A 20920-nucleotide genomic window follows, 5' to 3' on the forward strand; every position below is an offset into this window, starting at 1 on the left:
AAACTTAGTTCACTTTTTCTCGTCTTTATTTAATAGAAGATCATGGAGAGGGGTACATACGTGATTGAAAAAGCAGGAATGGTAAAAATCGACATATATAAAGATATTTATTCACAATTGTATAAAGGATTAAAGTGGAAAACGGATAAGAGATCATTAATGCTAATTGCAGCGATGTATGTCACAAACGGAAAAGAATTTAACTTCAAGAGATTCATGGACCTTGCTGACTATATTAAAAGCGAAGTAGGCTTCTTTTCGCAATTAAAATCTGTGACACGATATACCACGGCTGCCACCCTCGATACGCTGACAGATGATCCTAAATCGAGCTTTAACCATTTTATTAAGCTCTATGAAAAACTTATTGAAAATGGCTTCAGCCGTCAGATTTATACCTATATAGCGGCTGGAACCCTTTTAAAAGTGGAGCAGACGCAAGTGGATGAAATCACAAAAAAGACAAGCATCATTTATAAAGGGATGAAGGAGCATCATTTCTTCCTTACCAATTCAGCTGATTACCCATTATCAGCCATCCTTGCCTTATCTAATTATGAACCAGCGGAGATCATTAACAAGGTGGAAGACTATTACAATGCACTCAAAGATGAAGGATTTTCAATCGGAAATGATCTCCAATTTTTAAGCCACATCCTTGCATTAGATGCAAAACATCATCCAAATGAAAAAGCGAATCAATGCAGCCACATTCAAAAACTGCTGAAAGAAAACAATTTAAAAACAAAAAAAGCCTATTACCCCTATATTGGGATGCTGACCTATTTGGACCATATTGAACAAAAGATCAAGACCTTATATGAAATAAATGAAAGTTTAAATAAAGATAAGATGTTTAAATGGAATAAAGATATCAATTTTATGATGAGCGTTCTGTTTTTAATGAGTCATTTGACTACATTGGGCGATGCGGCCAAAACAACCTTAAATACTACAATAGAAATTTTGATCCAGGCTCAACAGGCTGCAATGACGGCAAGCATTACAGCTGCCACTGTTGCATCAAGTAGTTCAGGTGGAGATTAATAAAGTATGCAAGATAATATCGCTGTGGATTTTTCTTTATTGTGTTTATGAAGGACAAATCTCTTGTTCCTTCGCTAAGTTTTGTCCTTCATACCGCTTATGATTGACAATTCTCTTGCTCTTGCGGTAAGTTTTGTCCTTCATACCGCTTATGATAGACAATTCTCTTGCTCCTGAGGTAAGTTTTGTCCTTCACCCCGCTTATGATAGACAATTCTCTTGCTCCTGAGGTAAGTTTTGTCCTTCATCACGCTTATGATAGACAATTCTCTTACTCCTGAGGTAGTTTTTGTCCTTCATACCGCTGATGATAGACAATTCTCTTGCTCCTGAGGTAAGTTTTGTCCTTCATCACGCTCATGATAGACAATTCTCTTGCTCCTGAGGTAAGTTTTGTCCTTCATCCCGCTTATGATAGACAATTCTCTTGCTCCTGAAGTAAGTTTTGTCCTTCATCACGTTTATGATAGACAATTCTCTTGCTCCTGAAGTAAGTTTTGTTCTTCAGAATGCTATGAGTTCAAAACAAAAGGCAGTGATCGCAAAATCACTACCCTCTTAACGCTATTCTTTGGTTAACTTCACAGATGGATCGTCCTGTTTAGCCATTTCTTTTTCTAACTGCTCCACGCGCGCATCAAATGTGCTGTGGATAAAGGAATGGTTCACCCTTTGTTCTAATCGTTCTAGATAGTTCTCGATATCCTTAAACTTCGAGGAAAATTGTTCACTCAATGAATTGGATTCTGAAACCTGATTTATTTTTAGATTAGCCCGTGTTACATTTTCACGGCCCATTAATTCCATCCGGCGCAAATGCATATCCTTTAACCTTTGCTTCATTTCTTCATGCTTTCTTTCTAATTCAATGAGTTGATCCGTTACGTTGGCAAGAGAAATATTCAAGCGCTCTGCACGATCTGCATATTGCTGATGCTCTGCTGCAGCAAATTGATAAAGTTCTGTTTCTCCAGCTTTTAAGGCAATCTCTGCTTGATGCTTTCGTTTTTCCGATCGCTCGGTCGCCTGAAAATATTCTCTTGTAAATTCCGCTTTCAAGCTAGCTTGACGTTCAACAAGCCTGCCAACCTTTTCTGTCTCTTGCTCACACTCACGAAGATATTGATTGAGTAAGGCAATCGGATTTTGTTGTCCCTTGTGTTGCATCGATTCATTTAAATCAGCAATAATTAGATCTTTAATTTTTGTTAATAAGTTTGCCATTATTCATTTCCCCTTTGAAATTATTATTTTTTTAATTCATTCCATTGTTTATCAAAATTTGTAAAAGGATCTGACTCCTTGTTCACAGGCGGCTTTTTGTTCTTATTCCACTGTTTATAAACTAGAAATAGGATATAAGCTGCACCTACACCAATTAGAGCTGGGATATGGTGAATCGTTGCTGAAAGAACCATTAAGCCGATGATGATTAACCCAATTTTCCACCCTATCGATTCAGTCTTCAAAAACTGTTTATAAATTAAATAGAGAATCACTAGGCTTACAAGTAACGCAATCATCGGACCAATCATTTTTAGTAATACAAATGCCGCAATACCGCCCGCTAATAGCAAACCAAATTTTTTCATGTTATGTTCCTCCTTCGTTTCACTCTTTTGTCTTTATCTTAATTCCATCTTACCTTTTTCCACTTCTTTTCATAATTGCGCTTTAGCTTGATTTTCTACTAAGTCCTAAGACGTAGATGCAATGGGGCTGTACCGCAAAGGATAATTGTAAAGATCAAAAAAGCTCACAATCTGTCTTGATCACCCAAGTGAGTGTGAGCTTCCATTAATTTTTGAATAGATTTAGTACTATAGTATCGACTTTCAAAAAGCAGAAAAGTCAACCTTCTCTTTCGGTATCTATCTGTTATAATTAAATTATTCCAATTCGTCCATATTATGGTGTAATGATGTAAATCCTTTTTTATATAATCCATTTCAGGAGGTTATCTATGTATAAAATCAAGAATAAAGAAAAACTTTTCATTTACACAGGACCAGATGGTTCAGGAAGAAAAACAATTGCCAAAATGGTTGCGACAGCGTTTGATATGGAAACAGTTATCTCTTACACGACTCGTTCTCCTCGTCATTATGAAAAGAATGGGGAAGACTACCATTTTATTAACGAGGAAACATTCAAAAAGATGGAAGAGAAACAAGAATTTCTTGAATGCGTCGAAATCGATGGAATCCATTATGGCATTCGCGAAGAGGACATTGTTAAAGCATTCGAATCCCACAACCTCGTCTACCTCACATTAAATCCTGAAGGAACCGAAAAATTAAAACAAATGTACGGTGATCGTGTCATGCGCTTCTTCATCTATGCCGACCGCGATACGGTTATTGAGAGACAAAAGGAACGACAAGATAATGATCAAGACATTGCCCGCCACATGGCCCATTATGATGAAACCATGAACTATAAAAACAGCTGTGAACATGCCTTTGAAAATTATGATTCTCCGCAGATTTCCTTTCAAATTAGTGAAGTCATTGAAGATTTTCTTGAAAGAGGTTTCATAGTTACCGACTATTAAATAAAAAAAGGTGTCAGGCACGCGATTAGTGCCTGACACCTTTTTTTATGGCTATGTTAAAGCTTATTGTTGATTTTGGCACCCTGTTGATTGGAGCGGAAGGCGCGAAGACTCCTGCGGGAGGACGGGGCAGGGGAGACCCCGCAGGAGCGAAGCGACGAGGAGGCTCCCCGGACCGCCCCCGAACCGCACGCGCCTGGAGCGGAAATCAACAGGCAAGTTTAACAGAGCCATTTTAATAACGATTACTGACTTGTTAATTTTTCAAGTGTATTAAAAACTGCTTCATAATCTTCTTTCTTATCTGCTTTAAATGAGGTGTTTATGTAGGTTATCACGCCAGCTTTATCCACCACAAAGACTGAACGAATCGCCGTCCCGCCTTTTTCGTTGAACACATAATAGCTTTTTACCGTTTGTTTAAACCAATCTGATAATAAGGGATATGGCAGCGTTCCCATACTTGCAGCAAAGACTCTATGGGAGTGGATATGATCCACACTAATCCCCAGTACTTCTGAATCTAATTGCTCAAATCGTTTGTAATCCTCTTTCCAAGAGGAAATTTCCTTAATTCAGCCGGGCGTAAAGTCCATTCCATAAAAGACAACGACTATATTTTTCTTCCCGCGATAATCAGACAAGGCAAAGGCAATTTTTTCCTTTGTCGTTGCCGTTAAAGAAAGGTCTGGAGTCAGGTCACCAACTTTCAGTGACTCTTCCAAAAAATCTCCCTCCTCTATTATTTATTATTATTGATAGTTGGGTCCTGAATTTGTACATGCTGTGGCCGTTCTGGATAGGAACCCTTTCCTGCATCGGGCCCGGTAAGATCATTTCTTTGGTCTAGAACTTTCCCAGTATATTCAATTGGATTATTCTTTGGCATTGTCTCACCTCCCCCCAAATCCCACATTAACAAAATAAACTATTTAGCTTTGCTTATTTGGAAATTTCAGTTTCCGTTCAGCTTCGCTCATATTTGGGTTGCTTCTGGGTTGACTTTTGTTTAATGCCCTCTTTAATTCAAAAGTAGCATCATCGCCTGTATTGGCTTTTTTATCCATGTTGCTCCCTCCTTTTGGTTTTATTATGAACCTAACTAAAAGGTTCATTCTTTCAACATCTGTGATCACGAAAAAGTTTTAAAAAAAAAGAACTCCAAAAAACAAATTAACTTTGTTTCTCAGAGTTCACTGATGTTATTTAGATTGTCTACTCCTGCAACTTAACGTTTACCTTCCTTTGGTGCTTCCCTTCGACTTCTGACGCACGGTCTTTTTTGATAAAAAAGGAAAGTACGAGACCGAGCAATGACAGGAAGGAAACTACCATGAAAGCAATATTGGCTCCATACATATCCGGATGAGAAATCTCTGGTCGCTCCTGCGCATTTTCTGCTGTTGTCGTCATGACTGTGACAAGTATGGCAGTACCAACAGAGGCAGCGATCATTTTCATCGTATTATCGACAGCAGCTCCGTGAGGTATTAATTGTTTTGGTAACTGGTTCAATGCAGATGTTGCGACCGGCATCATCACCATCGAAAAACCAAACATTCTGACCCCGTATAAGACCGTAATATAGGTCATCGTAGTAGAAGGACCTAAATTAGTAAAAGCAAACGATGAAGCTGTCATAATAGATAAACCAATCATCACTAACCATCTCGCGCCGATTTTATCAAAGACTCTCCCAATAATGGGTGCCATCAATCCACTTATTAGAGCACCAGGTAAAAGGGCAATGCCTGCCTCTACTGCCGTAAATTCCCTCATCCTCTGCATAAATAGAGGAATGATAGTCTCCGCCCCTATAAGACCCATAAAGCCGATCATACCAATGATTATTGCAAATGGGAAAATTGAATACTTAAAAACACCCAATTCAAGCATGGGATGTTTCAGTTTTAATTGCCTAGTAATAAACAGGGCAAGTGCCACTCCACCAATCCCCAAACTAAGCAGCGTGGTGGTATTTGACCATCCATAATTTCCTGCACAAGTAAATCCGTACAGCAGACCGCCAAAACCTAGGGTCGATAAAATGATCGAAAAAACATCCATTTTTGGTTTTGATATCTCTGTTACATTTTTTAAAGCAATGAAAGCAACAAGAATATCGATAAGTGCAATTGGTAAAATGATAAAAAACAGTACTCTCCAAGAGTAATGTGATGTCACCCATCCCGACAAGGCTGGACCAATTGCTGGTGCAAAAGATATGACTAGACCGACCAACCCCATTGCAGCACCGCGTTTATTGATTGGAAAAATCATCAAAAATACTGTTGTCATTAATGGAAGCATAATTCCTGCGCCGCAAGACTGGATGATCCTGCCTAAAAGCAGTAACTCAAAATTAGAAGCAATCCCCCCTACAAGTGTACCAATAGCAAAAATACTCATTGCCGAGAGAAACAGCTGTCTTGTGGTAAACCGCTCTAATAGAAATGCACTAATCGGAATCATGATCCCATTTACTAACATAAAGACCGTTGTCAGCCATTGCGCGCTGTTGGCGGTGATGTGCATTTCTTCCATAATTGGAGGTATCGCTGTGATCATTAATGTTTGATTTAGAATAGCAATAAACGTCCCTGCAAGCAAAAGCACAATAATGGTCGAATGCTTATTCCCTGATATCGCCATCAATCCATCCCCCATTCCCCTTCAATTTTCGTCATGATGGTGATTATCACCATGAGTCAAAGCTAAAAACGTACTTTTACAGATTACCTGATTTATCCATTAAGTGCTAATGAAATGCTTATCGTATTAGGTTAGTACCTCTTATCCATCTGGTTGTCGAAAACAAAAAAGGAGTCCCTTCCCCCACTAAAGAGGAAAGAACTCCAAATATAGGCTAGTTAATTGACTCTTTTCGGACCTGCCCAGTACATTTCTCTTAATCGAAATTTTTGCAATTTACCTGTAGCTGTTTTTGGTAAAGCCTCTACAAATTCAACTGATTTCGGTGCTTTAAAATGTGCAAGTTGTGAACGGCAGAACTGAATAATCTCCTCTTCGGTTACTTTTGCCTCAGGCTGTAAGACAATAATTGCCTTTGGAACCTCGCCCCACTTTTCATCAGGAATCGCAATCACAGCCGTTTCTAAGACAGCAGGATGCTTATAAAGTACTCCTTCCACTTCTGTGGAAGAAATATTTTCGCCCCCGGAAATGATCAAATCCTTCGCCCGGTCTCGTATTTCAATGAACCCATCGGGATGGGTAACAGCCAAATCACCCGTATGGAACCATCCATCCCTAATCGCCGCAGCTGTCGTAATGGGATCCTTGTAATATCCTGCCATCACAACGTTGCCCCTTGTTATGATTTCTCCTAGTTCCTCACCGTTCCAGGCTACATCTTCCCCGTCCGGATGAATAACCTTTGTTTCACCATTAAAAGCAAGTTCAATTCCTTGTCGTGCCTTGATTGCTGCTTGTTCTTCGGCTGGTTTTGAGTCGAATTCTTTTTTCCACTCACAGTATAGTATAAACGGTGAGGTTTCCGTTAGCCCATAGACATGGATCATATTTAAGCCAAGGAGCTCTTGTGCTTTTTGAATCAAGGCAGCCGCTGGAGGTGCCCCAGCTGTTGCCATCCGAGGGTTCGTTTCAATCTTTATTTCATTGGCCTTTGGCTCATTGACCAGCATATTGACAACGGTAGGCGCACCGCATAATAGTGTGATCTTCCTTTTTTCAAATAAATCAAGAATCAGCTGCGGGTCAACCTTTCTTAAACAGACATGAGTCCCACCTGTTGCGGTAAGTGCCCACACACCGCCCCAACCATTGGCATGAAACATTGGCAACGTATGAAGATAAACATCATCATGATTGACACCCAAGTGATACATGAAATTAGCTGCATTCAGATAATTCCCACGATGGGTAAGCATGACTCCCTTAGGTTTTGACGTTGTACCGCTTGTATAGTTTAAAGTCAGAAGTTGATTTTCATCGATATCTACTTCAGGTAGTGTAAACGTTTCCAAACTATGTTGCAAAAAATCTTCATAATCCACACCAGCTAACGCTGTTTCCTGTCCTGGGACTGAAACAGTAATAATTTGTTCGAGCGAAAGATTATCAATGATTTTTTCGATTGGGCCGCAAAATTCCTCATCGACAATTAACATTTTCGCATCACTATGGCGAATGATATACTCCAAATCACCACTTGAAAGTCTGTAATTTAGTGGTACCATAACAGCACCAAGTTGGCAGATACCATAGAAGCACTCAAGCATATAATGCGTGTTGGGCAGCATGACTGCTACATGATCACTTTGGCCGATCCCTGCTTGGTGCAAGGCAGCAGAGAGCTGATCGACGCGCCTGCCAAATTCTTGATATGTAAATTCTTTGTCTCCATCGATGACGGCTATTTTATTGGGATAATACTTTACCGCCCTGCGTTTCCAGTCTAATGGGGTTAATGGGGAAAACATTTCACCAACTCCTCTATTTTTAATGAGAGTGATGGATAATTTTTTCGCGTATTGTTCCCTTTGATGTTTACATCACAAGTCTATTCTTGTCCCAAAGTAGCAGTTTGTCAATCAATAAATTGATTTTTCTGAAAATGTTTATCGGATTAATTTTTAATAAAGGCCCTGTTAAACCTGCCTGTTGATTTCCGCTCCAGGCGCGTGCGGTTCGTGGGCGGTCCGGGGAGCCTCCACGTCGCTGCGCTCCTGCGGGGTCTCCTTTTGTCCGGTTCTCCCGTAGGAGTCTTCGCGCATGGAACGTAGATCAACAGGGTGCCAAAATCAACAATAAGCTCTAACATAGCCTTAAAAAAAATCGAGCGGAGACATTAGTCCCACACTCGATTATCCTACTTCTTAATTTTGTAATTTTTATGGTTTACAATGGTTGTCAGTGGTTCATCTTTTTCTTTCGAGAAACCATATTGGACCATAACAGAATTTTCTCTAATCCCAGAAACGACACCTTCTAATTTCTTTCCATCCCGTTGAAAGGAAATTACATCGCCAATTTTTGCCGTTGCCATTCCATCACCTCGACATTAGATTGTCCATAATTTTCCGGTAAAATACTTTAAATGAACAAGAAAAAAGCCTTTGTATAGGCAAAGGCCTCGTAGGTTTTCCAAAAACAACTATTGTGCAATTGTGCTCTTTACGATCATTTCGTTAATGGTATTCCTAAATCCCCAAATGATATCGGATAACATATCCAGTTCAATATCGATTTCTTTAATGTCCCAATAATTTTCATTTTTTCGATGGTAAGTAAATTTTCCACTTGGATACTTCATAATCGTAAGTGTTCCATTAGGCCTGACTGTGTTTAATGTAAGAAAGTTTTTCGTACCATCATGTTGAGCATATCTTTCAAAGTCATGAAGAAATCCAGATATTTCATTAATTCTTAATATCATCACTACTCACTCCTGATCTCTAATTCTTAAAAAGAATGCATGAAAAAGGTACGGTGAGGAAGAGGGAAAAACTACATTTACTAATAAAGTTATTGTATTGATTATAGAAGGAAAAAAATGCTATTTCAACCAAAATGTTAAATATCCAACCATCTTTTCCTGACAATTGGTGTCAGGCCCGCAATTTCTCCCTTCATCATAAATTTGGAATCACCTTTTCGTGGATTAATCTGATATAGTAGTCATTATGATGGAATGGAAAGGAATATAAAGACTATGAAATGTATTTCAATTGATTTAGACGGTACCTTATTAAACTCTCAACATGAAATTTCAGAGCAAAATGAGATTGTCCTAAATGAATTAAAGGATCAAGGTCACTGCCTTATTTTGAACACGGGCCGTGCTTACGCAGATGTCATTAAATTAAAAGCTGTTCAAAATATGGAGATTCCGATATTTTGTATCAATGGTTCAGTATTATATTCAGAAACTAGAGAACTGATGTACGAAGCAACGGTGACCACTTCTATGTACAAAAATATATTTACGATTTTAAAAGGATTGGGTGTTGGCATTTTGGTTTACACCAATTATGGTGGTTTTCCATCCACATTGCCGCCATTACATGGCAAAAGTAAACAAGAGCTTGACACCCTTTTTCAAGAATTTAACTATGATGACATTCTTGAAAAAGACAATCTAAAAATCTATAAACTTATTGCCTTGGTACACCCGGACGAATTAGAAACGATTGAAGAGGTTAAAACAGCTTTAGCAGGAAAATTTGATATTTCAATGGCTTCCTCTTTTCCAAATAATGTGGAAATAACGTCAAGTGAAGCTCATAAAGGTAAAGCATTATTACGTTATCAACAAATGATGAATCTTACTTTTGATGAAATTATCGCTTTTGGTGACGGCGGTAATGATCTTGCCCAGTTTGAAGTGGCCACCACATCCGTCGCAATGGGAAATGCACCTGTCCATGTCCAACAAAAGGCCGATATCATCACTAAAACTAATGACGAAGATGGTTTTTCCTATGCAGTACGGGAGTTGTTACAGTTATTAAACACCAAAGAGAAGATACAATAATAGAATGTAACTCCGCAAAATTTGTCGATTAATTTCAGATAGTCTAGAAGACTTGTGAAGTCATTTAAAATAGTGGAGAGCATACCCTTCTTACTAAAGGAGGGATTTTTTATGAACAGAGAATTCTCAAATAAAACGTCTTCAAAATCTTCCGGTATTTTTGGACTTATTTTCTGTTTTATCGGTATTGGATTCATGTTCATTAATGTCTTGATTGGGTCGATTATCATTATTATTGCCCTTGTCATCTTTCTAATTATGTATTACTTTGGCAATGACACCACCGTTATCTGTCATGAAAATGGTTTTACTGTCACGATCGCAAACAAGCGAGAAGGTATATCTGTTAATGAATATTCATGGGAGGACGTAACCGAAACTCTCTATTATGAGAAAGAATCTGCAGGTGAAAATAATACTACCACATGTTATTTCCAGGTAAAAACAGAAAATGGCATTGCCTTTACTCTATATGAAATGAAGAATTTTCACGAATTAATTGAACTTTGCAATCAGAATATAGATCACTTACCGTACTTTTGGGAAAAGCCAACGGGCATGTTTAAAACGCGCTATCAAAAACAAAATCGTGTCCCTAATAACTCATAAAACAATACCTATAAATACATGAAAAGGTGTCAGGCACCATGTGAATTCTTCACATGGTGCCTGACACCTTTTTAGTTTTTTTGTCTTAAAAAAGATGATGGATATTGAAGTTCATTAGGGGCGGGATGAGGAGTGCTCCCCAAATTAAGGTAATCAATGCGGCGAAGATCATGGCCAGGGATGAGAATGTTGCTTCTTGTTTCCCGTATTCAAACGCTTTGTTTGTTCCTGCACCATGTGCGCCCATGCCTAGTGCAAGGCCTTTGGCAATTGGTGTTTTAATCGATAGCCCTTTGATCACCGATGGGCCAACAATGCTCCCAATAATACCTGTTAAAATGACGAAAACAGTTGTCAATGTTGGCAGACCGCCAATTTCTTTTGAAACCTCAATGGCAATCGGCGTTGTAATCGACCTTGGAAGGATCGATGTGATAAAGTCATATTTCAAGTGGAGCAATTTTGACAAACCAAATGTAGAAAAAATCGCTACTAGTGATCCTGTGCTAATACTAATGATAATGGTACCCACATATTTTTTTACAATGCTTAAGTTTTTATAAATCGGTACTGCAAATGCAACTGTTGCTGGTTCGAGCATATGTGTCAGCCATTGGGAATCCTCGAGGTATTGATCAGCTGAGACATGAGTCACTGATATCAAGGTTATTAATAGGAACGGTGCAAGCAATAAGGGATGGAAAAAGAACAGGCTCCATTTTGCATGGGCCTTTTTGGACAAACGATAAATAAGGAACGTTAATATGGTAAATAAAATCATCATCAATGCTGCTCACCCCTATTCCCACCCGTTATTTTTTCGGCAATTAGTGCCGTGATTCCCATAACAATGATCGTGCTAATGCCAATCAAACCGACGATTTCTGCGCCCTGTACACTTAGAATTTCATCATAATTTACAATCCCAACTGCTGAAGGCACAAAGAAAAGCAACAGCTCAGCTAACAGCCAATTTGCACCTTTTTCCACCCAATCTAATTTAACAATGTTGAAATAAAGCGCAAGAAACAGAAGGCACATTCCGAACATCGAAGCAGGGATTGGAAGTGGAATCATCTCTTTCAGTGCCGCTCCTAGAAATAAAAACACATGTATTAATAGTACTTGTACGATAATTACTCCAAGTTTCATCGAAATAATCCCCTCCTCAAAGCAAAAAAAAGGAGCTTTAAGACTCCTTTTCATTCCGAAAATAACTATAGAGTAATAGTACGCTGATTATCACTATTCGTAAAATACATATTCCGAATGATTTTCATAACTGAAAGTTATAATGGATCTTTTAAAATAAAATCAATAAAAGTTCGCGCGGCGTTAGAAATATAGCGTTCTTTTTTAGTTAGGACCGCCAGCCTCCACAGAATCGGTTGTTCAAGATCGATAATCTTAATATCTGTGTTAAATGCCCGATTACAAATCGATTGAGGCAGAATCGTAATTCCGAGGTTTGCAGCAACCATTTCTGTCATCAAGTCCCATTGAGAACTCATAAATAAAATGTTAGGCTCAAAACCAGCTGCAATGAAATGATTTCGCATGATTTGATTCAAGGCAAATTCCTCATGATAAAAAATAAACTCTTCATCCTTTAATTCCTTAATATCGACTACTTCTTTATGTGCCAAACGATGATCTTTATAAACCAATAGCTTCATTTCTTCTTCAACAATGGGGTACACATCAAATTCCTGCTCATCAATAGGGAGAACGGCCACACCGAGCTCAAACTCCCCTTCCTCGACACTCTTTACCACTCTTGCTCCACCATACTCAGTAATATTCAGTTTTATATTTGGATAGGTATGATGAAACTTCGCGATCACTCTTGGAAAAAATAAACTGCCTATAAAGGGGGGCAGCCCAATATTAATCTGCCCTCTAGTCAAGTTAGTGATATCATTTAAAGTGGTTTTCATCTCAGTTAGAATTCCAGCCATTTTCTGTGCATAGTCAAGAACAATTTTTCCGGCATCAGTCAGGTCACTTGTCTTATTGGTACGAATAATCAACGTCATCCCTAACTCTTCCTCCAAAGCCCGGACAGACTTACTCAAAGCTGGTTGTGAGAGATGTATATGCTCTGCTGCTTTTGTGATACTTTTATGCTTTGCGACTTCAATAAATAGTTGTAACTGTCTAAATTCCAAAGTTTACACCTCTGATCAATTAACTCTAGCTTGGTATTCCCTCATCTTCTCATTAAGAAGTCTAAAGACCTTTTCTAACTCAGTCTTCGGAATTTTAGAAAACAAGTCACCTACGCTTATTTCAGAGTAACATGATGTATGGTTAACTTCTCTTATATTACCAGTTAAACCAATCCCTGATTCCTTGTAAAGATCGACAAGAATTGACTCGATGTCCTCTTTTAAACCTTGAAAATGAACATGAAACATATTAGAAACAGGTACCAACGGTTTGGTCGCTATTCCATGACAGTGATTATAGTATCCTGCAAGTTCCTTCGCTTCATCAAAATATTGTTTCATTTTACCGATTTTTTGATCAAAGTAATAATCCGCACTAAGAATATATGGATAAAGGCTGATCAAATCTCCGCCATGCCGCCGTTTCCAAACCATTGATTGATCTGTAAAAGTTTGCTCTCCTGCAAGAATAGCTCCCGCAATCCCGCCAATTCCTTTGTAAAAAGAAACATAAACACTATCAAATAGAGCACAGATCTCAGCTGCAGACTTCTCATAGTAGGGAAGAATTTCAAAAAGTCTCGCACCATCCAAATGGAGTTTAATTTCTTTTTCACGACAATAGGCTGATATCTCCTCTAAAGTTTTGTAATCTGGTAGTTGCCCGCCAATCTCACGTTGTGGTAATTCCAACAATAAGCAGGAAATTTCATCCTTCATATCCTGAACATCTTTCAAGTGAATCACACGATCGTTATCTGCCAGGAAAATCGTTTCGATATGATGCAATTCTTTCAAGCCGTCTTCTTCATGAATCTCTAAATGACACAACGGATGATAGGCCACTTTTCTTATTCCTTTTCGATCACACCAAATTCTTAAGGCAATTTGCTGGGCCATTGTTCCACTAGGAAAAAAAACAGCTGCTTCTTTCCCTAAATACTTTGCCATCTTTCCTTGAAAGTCTTCAATAATCTTTCCCTTCCCGTAGGTGTCACTCTCAAGTTGTCCATCGATCGTATCTAAAACAGACTTTAACGTATGAATGTCCCTAGAACCATGACCAGGGACCTTATATTTTGCTTGTTTATAGGCTTCTAATAAAGTATTATTAGTCAAATTTATTAAGTCTCCTTTTTTCTACTAGTGGTTATTTTAGGATGCTAAAGAATGACAGTTACATCAACTGCTAAACTGGTTTAATTGGATATATTTCCATTATAATTCTTTTCAAGCAATTCTATCAATTTAATATAGGAGGGAACATTTTAAAAGCCTGCCCTACTCAACTGCAGAGTAGAATTTTTTCTATTTATACGCACAAAAAAAGACTCCCCTAAGAGAGTCTTTTGATAGTTAGGTTCAATTATGCTTTACGAACGTTAGTAGCTTGAGGTCCACGTTGACCTTGTTCTACTTCAAATGTAACAGCTTGACCTTCGTCTAAAGTTTTGAAACCTTCGCTTTGGATAGCTGAGAAGTGTACGAATACATCGTCTCCTGCTTCGCGTTCGATGAATCCGAAACCTTTTTCTGCATTAAACCATTTTACTTTACCTTGTTCCATTGTTGTTTCCTCCTCGTGTGCTTTGCACACATTGTGTTACTATCCTTGCTCAGTTCTTCAAGACAGAAAGTTTAGCACTTATTATCCTACAACTAACAAAAATAATTCTTCCTAACTATAACAGAGAATTGATAGAAATGCAAATTTGTTTTTTACTTTGTGTTCTTTTTGGTGTCAGGCACCACAAAGGCTACGACAGTAAGCTTTAAAATCTACTAGAAATGAAATCATTTCAAAAAAACATCTCCTACAGGGGTGGGAGATGTATTTCAAATGCTATTTTGGCACTTTCAGTTTTTTTAAACACGGACTCCAGAGAAATTCTGTACATTGGCGAATATTCCCGTAATTAAGATCGTAACCAAAACTGGTATCAGCCAGCCGAGGCCATTGTTATAGAAAGGTAATATTTGTTCATAAACCCTGATAATATGAGCAAGCCAGCCGAAATATTCGATTCCAAGCAGGTCACATAATGTTTTAAAGCCATCGATAATACTGATCATGAAAGTGACAGAAATCGCAGCTACATAAACAAGCCGTGAATGGTTAAACAGCTTTGACAAAAATGTCAACAGCATTAACGCAATCGCCAATGGATAAAGAAACATTAAAACAGGAATGGAAAAATTAATAATATTTGATAAACCAAAGTTTGCGATCACAAACGATACGAGTGAAAAGAAAACCACCCATATTTTGTAACTGACTTTAGGTAGCCGTGTATGAAAGTATTCACCACACGCAGTCATCAAGCCGATGCTCGTTGTCAGACAAGCAAGCAGGATAATAACCGATAACATTACCGTTCCAAACGTTCCAAAGTAATACGAAGATGCCTTCCCTAGGACGGGACCTCCCGTATCAAAAAGTCCGAATGCATCAGTGCTCGTTGCCCCTAAATAGGCAACGCCCACATAGATGATACCAAGAAAAATGGTCGCAATTAGTCCAGATTTAGCTGAAGCTAATAGGACACCGCTTGTTGATGTTACACCCATCGAACGAATCGAATTGATAACGATGATCCCAAAGACAAGCGATGCAAGGGCATCCATCGTGTTATAGCCCTCCATAAAACCTTTTAAGAACGCCCCGTTTGCATAAGCCGCCTGCGGAGCTGGTATCGAACCAAGCGGTTTGACAATAACCATTACTAATAAGATAAAAATAAGGACGATGATCGCAGGAGAAAGAATTTTCCCGACCCGATCCACTAGCTTGGCTGGGTTTAACGAAAACCAAAGGGTCACGATAAAAAATAGCAAGGTGAACACGAACAAGCCAATTTGTCCATAACCTTCGCTTACGAACGGTGCAATCCCGATATCATAGGCGACAGCGCCTGTCCTTGGTGCTGCAAAAAATGGCCCAATCGTCAAATAAAGAAGCGATGTAAAGATTACCCCATAGAGCGGGTGGACACGGCTTGCAAGTTCCTCTAAGTTCTTACTTCCTGAGAACCCCATCGACAGGATTCCTAGAAACGGCAATCCAATTCCAGTTATTAAAAAGCCAGTGATGGCCATCCATACATTTGACCCTGCATTCTGACCGAGTGCTGCGGGAAAAATTAGATTCCCTGCTCCGAAAAACAAGGCAAACAACATGACTCCTATCACGAAATACCTTGAAAATGGTAATTTATTTTGCATATTTGCTTCTCCTACCTACATGTTTAATCCGTTTGGATTCAATATATTCCGACAATAATATTACTATCCACAACACTTAATATCAACCTATTTTTGAGATTAATTTGATAATTTCGAAAGGAATAATCTACTAGTTCGCAACCAATTTACTGGAATTATCCTAAATAGACAAAAAAATACATGTATCCTACTAACTAATCGATGTTATTTTAATATAATTAATAATTAAGATTAGAAAAATAAAAAAAGACCTTTGTCCGACTTTTCGGCAAGGGCCTCTTAGAAAAAACACTAACATTTATTCATTGACAAACTTATAAATCAACTTTTGTCCAGTTTCATTTTCCGTGTATAAAAAGGAAATTTGATTGCCTTCTTTCAGTGATGATAATTGCCTTATCGCCTCCTCTGTTAACTGGAAGGCTACTTTCTTACCTTCTATATCGATTTCTATCGTATGCGGATCCATTTGACCTACCAGAACACCGGATCCTTTGCTAAACGAATTTTTAATGAGTAAGTCGGTCACCACTTTGGCTTCCTCTTCTTTTGCTGTTAAGAACACCTCGATTTTATAATGGCCATTGGGAAGATCTGAAATCGTAAATTTCTTAGCTATTTCCTGATTACTTCCTAAATCTAGTATCTTGATCGCTTGTGTTGACATGACCTCATCCGAATATTGTCTGACTTTCTTTCCTTGTAAATCGTAGACAATATAATCAGCCTCTAAACCACTAGTAAAAGTTAGTTTCTGTGCTTTGACTGAAAGATTTTTTACCGTGTATTGGACAATCATCGAATGGTTCTCAGGCTTCGTTTCAATCGTGGCATGAAACTTAGCGGCGATTTCACTTTGATCAGGAGCCTTTCTCTTAGTACCTTCTGAGCTGCCCTTTGGAGCATCCCCCATTCCACACCCCGTCAACAAGCCAATCACCAATACAGAACCGATAATAGGGAACCATTTCTTGTTTCGCATTTTCTCTCCCCTTTTCCAAAAGGAAATTTGTAGGTCTTAGCCATATAGTCGCCGAAATGGAGAACAAAGTTACATGTTTTTCAATATTAATTAAATTCGATTAGCTCCACAAAAAATAAAAAAATTGCCATAAATATAGATAAAGTCCCTACATTTACAGCAATTTAATGAAAAATACATTCTAATTCGCCAGCAATTCCTCTAATAAAGGAAAAAGTTCTTCCAAATGTTTAATCTCATAAGTTGGAATAACTTCATTTCTGACTTTGTCGTGACGGTTAATCCAGACCGTTTTGATCCCTGCCCGATTTGCACCAAGGATATCGGTCATGAGATTATCCCCTACCATGATGACCTCATCTTTTTGAACCGACAATAATTCCAGGGCGTGTTCAAAGATGGTCGGATCTGGTTTTCCTCTGCCAAAATTACCTGAAATAACAATTTGATCAAAATATGGAACAAGCTCCGGTGTGATCTCTAATTTTGTATTTTGAAGATCTGGTGAACCATTGGTTAACAGCAACAGTTGAAAATTCCCTTTTAATCTATCAAGAATTTTAAATGATTCCTCATATACAAACGGTAATTTCCTGCGCTCTTGTGGGAACCGTTCCGCTAACTCCAAGCCAAAATCAGCGTCATCCACACCAAGAGCCTTCAATCCCGCTGTCCAGGCATCTTTCCGATAGGCAGGGACCGTTTCCTTCATTTTTCTAAAATCATCATGTTCATCTAAAAAATTTCCCCAAAGACCTTCAAAAGGATTGATCCCAATCATTTGCGTGAAAGGATAAAATTCATAGGAAGAGTATAATTCTCTCGCAGCCTCTCGAACGGCCTCTTCTAATTGATCCACGTCAATTCCATACCGTTCCTTTGCCACTTGACACGTGGCTGCAAAAGCTTCCTTTACACTTTTTTGATCCCAAAGCAGTGTATCATCTAAATCAAAAAAAATCGCTTTAATCATGTGATCTTCTCCTTGTTCAAAAGATATATTTTAATAGTTTACCATTTTAAAAATTAAAAATATATGATTCTGAATTTTTTATTTTTTATAAAGCGAAGATCAGCTACAATAAAAAAATTATGATGATAATGTTAACACATTGTTTTTGGCTGTTAAATCGTAGATGGCAGGGTCCACAGTTACATTATTTCCGACAACCATTAAATGCGCTTTGGAATCCATAGAGACAATGATGACACCATTCTTGACGACCGTTTGGCTGCCGATGACAGCATTTTCAATCCAGGCGTTCTCTTCCACGATCGTATTCGGCAAGATAACGGCATTTTTGATTCGTGCCCCCTTTCCCACCTTCACTCCGCTAAACAGAACTGATTTTTCAATCGTTCCATATATTTCACAGCCATCACTCAGTAAACTCTGCTGTGTTTTTGCACCCTCATCCATAAATAATGGGGGTGCATTATGTTCGACGGTATGGATCTGCCACTCCGGATTGTGAAGGAAGATGTTACTCTCTCGATCCAAAAGGTCCAAATTTGCATCCCAATAACTTCGGACCGTTCCTACATCCTTCCAATAGTCATCGAAATAGTAGGCATAGAGCCGCAAACCATCACAAAGCATGGAAGGAATGATATCCCTGCCGAAATCTCGATTGGTAAATTCTTTTTGCTCCTCTTGTAGCAAATACTCTTTTAACACGGCCCATTTAAAAATATAAATACCCATGGATGCTAAATTTGTCGTCGGATTTTCCGGTTTTTCTTCAAAATCGATAATTTTATAGCTATTCTTATCTATTTTTATGAGACCAAAGCGGCTCGCGTCCTCCCAGGGAACTTCAACTACGGCTATGGTACAATCCGCTTTTGTTTCAATATGCTGCTCAAGCATTAAAGAATAATCCATTTTATAGATTTGGTCTGCTGATAGAATAAGCACATACTCAGGATTTTGCTGCTCGATAAATTCAATATTTTGAAAGACAGCATGGGAAGTACCTTCATACCATTCTACTCCAGAGTTATTGCGCTGAAATGGCGGGAGAATGGTTAAGCCCCCGTATCGACTATACAAATTCCAATAGCTGTAATGACCAAGATGTGAATGCAACACATATGGTCTGTATTGTGTTAAAATGCCCACCGTCTCAATTCCAGAATTCTTGCAGTTACTTAAAGCAAAATCAATGATGCGGTATTTCCCACCAAATGGGACCGCTGGCTTAACTAGTGATTTTGTTAACAGGTTTAATCTTGTTCCCTTTCCACCTGCCAATAACAAAGCAATCCATTTCTGTTTTCTCATTGTTTCCCTCCTCGTAAATTTAGTCCTTTCGTGAGTGCACGTTATTGCAACTTCTTATACTTTTATTATCTCCGTTTTCTTCCATTTTTCCGTTGAACCTGTTACACCTTTGTGAAAATGTCCAGCTTTTTTATCGACACTAACAAGGAAGCTCACTCTAAAATTAGCTAGTATTGTCGTAATATTAGATAAAGAACTTTTTCCAATTAAATAAAAACTGCCATTTCTCGGCGATTATCTTCGTCGTTGAAATAGCAGTTTATTTTGTCACCGTATGCTAATATAAGATTCGTTTTTCCCCTTCAATCGCTTTGAGAGGATCGATATTTTGGGTAAATTCAAGGGTACCGATATAGTTCCCGTTCTCATCACGAACGGCAAAATAGCGAATATAAACGTATTTATCCTTAAACTGGATCCAGAAATCCTCACTCTCTTTTTTACCGGACTTAAAATCTGCCAACAGTTTCTCTACAACATGGACACTTCTTGGCGGATGACAGTTTTGAACAGTTCGGCCAATGACAGCTTTCGTCCGGGCAAAAATTCGTTCCTTCCCGTGAGAGAAATAACGGACCACATCATCCTGGTCAATAAAGGTGATATCGACCGGTAAATGGTTTAATAATAACTCTAACTGCTTTAATGAGAGAATACCGGTTTCCATCTTAATAAATCCTTCAGAAATTGCCTTTTCTTCTAATGCTTTTCTCTCCGGCTTCCATAACTGGGCAGGTGCAATCAGACAATAACCAATTTCATCACTTTCATGGGCTATTTTCACCCATTCATCTTCGGTAAAATGATTTAAAGCCATCGGGAAAAGGATATTCTCTTCTTTATAGATCATCCCTGCCACTTCATGAATCACAAAATTTAATACATTGATAACAGCCTGCTTATCACCGAGATAATTAGCAAGTTGTTGCCTGCCATCCTTAATGGCATCCCGGATGAAATCATCGATTCTCCACATATTGGTAGTTGGACCGTAGATTCCATACTTTTCTAAATAGGGAAAAATCAAATTCTCTTTTCGACTATAGTGCTTATCAATATCGAGCAAAAGATTGATATCTTCGATTAGCTGATAGATATTTTCAGCGGAATCTTCTTTTGCAAACGCGTCTAAATGGCCTTGAAGTTTCGTTGATAACAATTTATCAATTTCTTGATTTTCAAGCTTAAAGGTGTGAACTGGATGACCTGGCTGGTCTTCTTGTTTGCCATTATCGTGTGATTCGAAGTCAATCGCTCCTTGAAAAATAGCCCTATGCTGTTGATAAATATGTTGTAGTTCTGCTAAAGGAATACTTCCCACTTCGATAAACTCATGTTGGAGTCGAGTAATTTCATCGATGGTTATTTTTCCAATAAAGGCATCAAAATGAGCTTTGACCTCATCCAGGTTTCTGCCATGATGAAGATCGACAAAGAGTTCTTTTAATATTGCTAAGCGTTCTGTATTTTTATTGGTCAGTTGTTCACGGTTATTAATGATTTCACTCATATCAGGATTCTCCTTCACTGTTGCATA

Annotated in this window: 25 protein-coding genes; 5 read left to right on the forward strand and 20 right to left on the reverse strand. The window is 38.4% G+C overall.

The genetic code is table 11. The features are described from left to right. The first annotated feature begins 60 nt into the window (after positions 1-60). The gene (locus KW850_RS24880) at positions 61-1047 is read left to right on the forward strand and encodes a DUF4003 family protein (protein ID WP_218350452.1); all 987 of its coding nucleotides are present in this window, start codon (positions 61-63) and stop codon (positions 1045-1047) included. Positions 1048-1611: 564 nt separating this feature from the next. Here KW850_RS24880 and KW850_RS24885 read toward each other — a convergent pair. Further along, entirely contained in the window at positions 1612-2271 is a 660-nt protein-coding gene (locus tag KW850_RS24885; RefSeq protein WP_218350453.1) for a PspA/IM30 family protein, read from the reverse strand. Between the two features lie 23 nt (positions 2272-2294). Continuing rightward, the gene (locus tag KW850_RS24890; protein ID WP_218350454.1) at positions 2295-2639 is read right to left on the reverse strand and encodes a lmo0954 family membrane protein; all 345 of its coding nucleotides are present in this window, start codon (positions 2637-2639) and stop codon (positions 2295-2297) included. A gap of 371 nt (positions 2640-3010) precedes the next feature. Between KW850_RS24890 and KW850_RS24895 the strand changes: the two genes are divergently transcribed. Both KW850_RS24895 and KW850_RS24900 read left to right on the forward strand, forming a co-directional pair. Continuing rightward, positions 3011-3601, forward strand: coding sequence for a guanylate kinase (locus tag KW850_RS24895; RefSeq protein WP_218350455.1), 591 nt, complete (start codon positions 3011-3013; stop codon positions 3599-3601). Between the two features lie 47 nt (positions 3602-3648). Further along, positions 3649-3840, forward strand: coding sequence for a hypothetical protein (locus KW850_RS24900; RefSeq protein WP_218350456.1), 192 nt, complete (start codon positions 3649-3651; stop codon positions 3838-3840). 6 nt (positions 3841-3846) lie between these two features. Here the strand turns inward: KW850_RS24900 and KW850_RS24905 are convergent, their stop codons facing one another. The 8 genes from KW850_RS24905 to KW850_RS24935 all read right to left on the reverse strand — a co-directional run bounded on the left by KW850_RS24905 (position 3847) and on the right by KW850_RS24935 (position 9020). Continuing rightward, positions 3847-4176 (reverse strand): redoxin domain-containing protein, encoded by a 330-nt coding sequence (locus KW850_RS24905; RefSeq protein WP_218350481.1) that lies wholly within the window; start codon positions 4174-4176, stop codon positions 3847-3849. Further along, positions 4177-4326 carry a thioredoxin domain-containing protein gene (locus tag KW850_RS34085; RefSeq protein ID WP_218350457.1) on the reverse strand — a complete coding sequence of 50 codons (150 nt, stop codon included), beginning with the start codon at positions 4324-4326 and terminating at the stop codon, positions 4177-4179. Between the two features lie 17 nt (positions 4327-4343). After that, the gene (locus KW850_RS24915) at positions 4344-4490 is read right to left on the reverse strand and encodes a hypothetical protein (RefSeq protein WP_218350458.1); all 147 of its coding nucleotides are present in this window, start codon (positions 4488-4490) and stop codon (positions 4344-4346) included. Positions 4491-4533: 43 nt separating this feature from the next. Further along, positions 4534-4668, reverse strand: a complete 135-nt coding sequence (locus KW850_RS33540; protein ID WP_256358436.1) for a hypothetical protein — start codon at positions 4666-4668, stop codon at positions 4534-4536. A gap of 148 nt (positions 4669-4816) precedes the next feature. Next, on the reverse strand, positions 4817-6253 hold the full coding sequence (locus KW850_RS24920) for an MDR family MFS transporter (protein ID WP_218350459.1): 1437 nt from the start codon (positions 6251-6253) through the stop codon (positions 4817-4819). Between the two features lie 218 nt (positions 6254-6471). Further along, entirely contained in the window at positions 6472-8064 is a 1593-nt protein-coding gene (locus tag KW850_RS24925) for a long-chain-fatty-acid--CoA ligase (protein WP_218350460.1), read from the reverse strand. Positions 8065-8453: 389 nt separating this feature from the next. Next, positions 8454-8630, reverse strand: coding sequence for a DUF2187 family protein (locus KW850_RS24930; RefSeq protein ID WP_218350461.1), 177 nt, complete (start codon positions 8628-8630; stop codon positions 8454-8456). Positions 8631-8738: 108 nt separating this feature from the next. Next, positions 8739-9020 carry a hypothetical protein gene (locus KW850_RS24935; protein ID WP_218350462.1) on the reverse strand — a complete coding sequence of 94 codons (282 nt, stop codon included), beginning with the start codon at positions 9018-9020 and terminating at the stop codon, positions 8739-8741. Between the two features lie 276 nt (positions 9021-9296). On the opposite strand from KW850_RS24935, the gene KW850_RS24940 reads away from it, so the two are divergent. Further along, the gene (locus KW850_RS24940) at positions 9297-10118 is read left to right on the forward strand and encodes an HAD family hydrolase (RefSeq protein WP_218350463.1); all 822 of its coding nucleotides are present in this window, start codon (positions 9297-9299) and stop codon (positions 10116-10118) included. A gap of 111 nt (positions 10119-10229) precedes the next feature. Next, positions 10230-10727: a hypothetical protein gene (locus KW850_RS24945; protein ID WP_218350464.1), complete on the forward strand. Its 498-nt coding sequence runs from the start codon at positions 10230-10232 to the stop codon at positions 10725-10727. Positions 10728-10812: 85 nt separating this feature from the next. Here KW850_RS24945 and KW850_RS24950 read toward each other — a convergent pair whose 3' ends face one another. The 10 genes from KW850_RS24950 to KW850_RS24995 form a co-directional block, all read right to left on the reverse strand. Then, a complete protein-coding gene (locus tag KW850_RS24950; protein ID WP_308128848.1) occupies positions 10813-11511 on the reverse strand; it encodes an LrgB family protein in 699 nt (232 codons plus the stop codon). Then, the gene (locus KW850_RS24955) at positions 11511-11879 is read right to left on the reverse strand and encodes a CidA/LrgA family protein (protein WP_218350466.1); all 369 of its coding nucleotides are present in this window, start codon (positions 11877-11879) and stop codon (positions 11511-11513) included. Before KW850_RS24955 ends, KW850_RS24950 begins: the two co-directional genes overlap by 1 nt. 137 nt (positions 11880-12016) lie before the next feature. Continuing rightward, positions 12017-12895, reverse strand: coding sequence for a LysR family transcriptional regulator (locus KW850_RS24960; protein WP_218350467.1), 879 nt, complete (start codon positions 12893-12895; stop codon positions 12017-12019). Between the two features lie 15 nt (positions 12896-12910). Then, on the reverse strand, positions 12911-14014 hold the full coding sequence (locus tag KW850_RS24965) for a threonine aldolase family protein (RefSeq protein ID WP_256358437.1): 1104 nt from the start codon (positions 14012-14014) through the stop codon (positions 12911-12913). A gap of 247 nt (positions 14015-14261) precedes the next feature. Continuing rightward, positions 14262-14462 carry a cold-shock protein gene (locus KW850_RS24970; protein ID WP_026568674.1) on the reverse strand — a complete coding sequence of 67 codons (201 nt, stop codon included), beginning with the start codon at positions 14460-14462 and terminating at the stop codon, positions 14262-14264. Positions 14463-14761: 299 nt separating this feature from the next. After that, the gene (gene brnQ / locus KW850_RS24975) at positions 14762-16117 is read right to left on the reverse strand and encodes a branched-chain amino acid transport system II carrier protein (RefSeq protein WP_218350468.1); all 1356 of its coding nucleotides are present in this window, start codon (positions 16115-16117) and stop codon (positions 14762-14764) included. Positions 16118-16415: 298 nt separating this feature from the next. Further along, positions 16416-17099 (reverse strand): BsuPI-related putative proteinase inhibitor, encoded by a 684-nt coding sequence (locus KW850_RS24980; RefSeq protein ID WP_218350469.1) that lies wholly within the window; start codon positions 17097-17099, stop codon positions 16416-16418. A gap of 181 nt (positions 17100-17280) precedes the next feature. Then, positions 17281-18072 carry an HAD family hydrolase gene (locus KW850_RS24985; RefSeq protein ID WP_218350470.1) on the reverse strand — a complete coding sequence of 264 codons (792 nt, stop codon included), beginning with the start codon at positions 18070-18072 and terminating at the stop codon, positions 17281-17283. A gap of 117 nt (positions 18073-18189) precedes the next feature. Beyond that, complete coding sequence (locus KW850_RS24990; protein WP_218350471.1) at positions 18190-19383, reverse strand: glucose-1-phosphate adenylyltransferase; 1194 nt, start codon at positions 19381-19383, stop codon at positions 18190-18192. 277 nt (positions 19384-19660) lie between these two features. Continuing rightward, positions 19661-20893 (reverse strand): DUF438 domain-containing protein, encoded by a 1233-nt coding sequence (locus tag KW850_RS24995; RefSeq protein WP_218350472.1) that lies wholly within the window; start codon positions 20891-20893, stop codon positions 19661-19663. Positions 20894-20920 lie beyond the last annotated feature (27 nt).

The organism is Bacillus sp. sid0103 (genome assembly GCF_019219025.1).

Coding starts and splice junctions, on each gene's coding strand:
- KW850_RS24885 (WP_218350453.1), bottom strand. CDS start 2,271: ATGGCAAACTTATTAACAAAAATTAAAGATCTAATTATTGCTGATTTA.
- KW850_RS24890 (WP_218350454.1), bottom strand. CDS start 2,639: ATGAAAAAATTTGGTTTGCTATTAGCGGGCGGTATTGCGGCATTTGTA.
- KW850_RS24895 (WP_218350455.1), top strand. CDS start 3,011: ATGTATAAAATCAAGAATAAAGAAAAACTTTTCATTTACACAGGACCA.
- KW850_RS24900 (WP_218350456.1), top strand. CDS start 3,649: ATGGCTATGTTAAAGCTTATTGTTGATTTTGGCACCCTGTTGATTGGA.
- KW850_RS24915 (WP_218350458.1), bottom strand. CDS start 4,490: ATGCCAAAGAATAATCCAATTGAATATACTGGGAAAGTTCTAGACCAA.
- KW850_RS33540 (WP_256358436.1), bottom strand. CDS start 4,668: ATGGATAAAAAAGCCAATACAGGCGATGATGCTACTTTTGAATTAAAG.
- KW850_RS24920 (WP_218350459.1), bottom strand. CDS start 6,253: ATGGCGATATCAGGGAATAAGCATTCGACCATTATTGTGCTTTTGCTT.
- KW850_RS24925 (WP_218350460.1), bottom strand. CDS start 8,064: ATGTTTTCCCCATTAACCCCATTAGACTGGAAACGCAGGGCGGTAAAG.
- KW850_RS24930 (WP_218350461.1), bottom strand. CDS start 8,630: ATGGCAACGGCAAAAATTGGCGATGTAATTTCCTTTCAACGGGATGGA.
- KW850_RS24935 (WP_218350462.1), bottom strand. CDS start 9,020: ATGATATTAAGAATTAATGAAATATCTGGATTTCTTCATGACTTTGAA.
- KW850_RS24940 (WP_218350463.1), top strand. CDS start 9,297: ATGAAATGTATTTCAATTGATTTAGACGGTACCTTATTAAACTCTCAA.
- KW850_RS24945 (WP_218350464.1), top strand. CDS start 10,230: ATGAACAGAGAATTCTCAAATAAAACGTCTTCAAAATCTTCCGGTATT.
- KW850_RS24950 (WP_308128848.1), bottom strand. CDS start 11,511: ATGATGATTTTATTTACCATATTAACGTTCCTTATTTATCGTTTGTCC.
- KW850_RS24955 (WP_218350466.1), bottom strand. CDS start 11,879: ATGAAACTTGGAGTAATTATCGTACAAGTACTATTAATACATGTGTTT.
- KW850_RS24970 (WP_026568674.1), bottom strand. CDS start 14,462: ATGGAACAAGGTAAAGTAAAATGGTTTAATGCAGAAAAAGGTTTCGGA.
- brnQ (WP_218350468.1), bottom strand. CDS start 16,117: ATGCAAAATAAATTACCATTTTCAAGGTATTTCGTGATAGGAGTCATG.
- KW850_RS24980 (WP_218350469.1), bottom strand. CDS start 17,099: ATGCGAAACAAGAAATGGTTCCCTATTATCGGTTCTGTATTGGTGATT.
- KW850_RS24985 (WP_218350470.1), bottom strand. CDS start 18,072: ATGATTAAAGCGATTTTTTTTGATTTAGATGATACACTGCTTTGGGAT.
- KW850_RS24990 (WP_218350471.1), bottom strand. CDS start 19,383: ATGAGAAAACAGAAATGGATTGCTTTGTTATTGGCAGGTGGAAAGGGA.
- KW850_RS24995 (WP_218350472.1), bottom strand. CDS start 20,893: ATGAGTGAAATCATTAATAACCGTGAACAACTGACCAATAAAAATACA.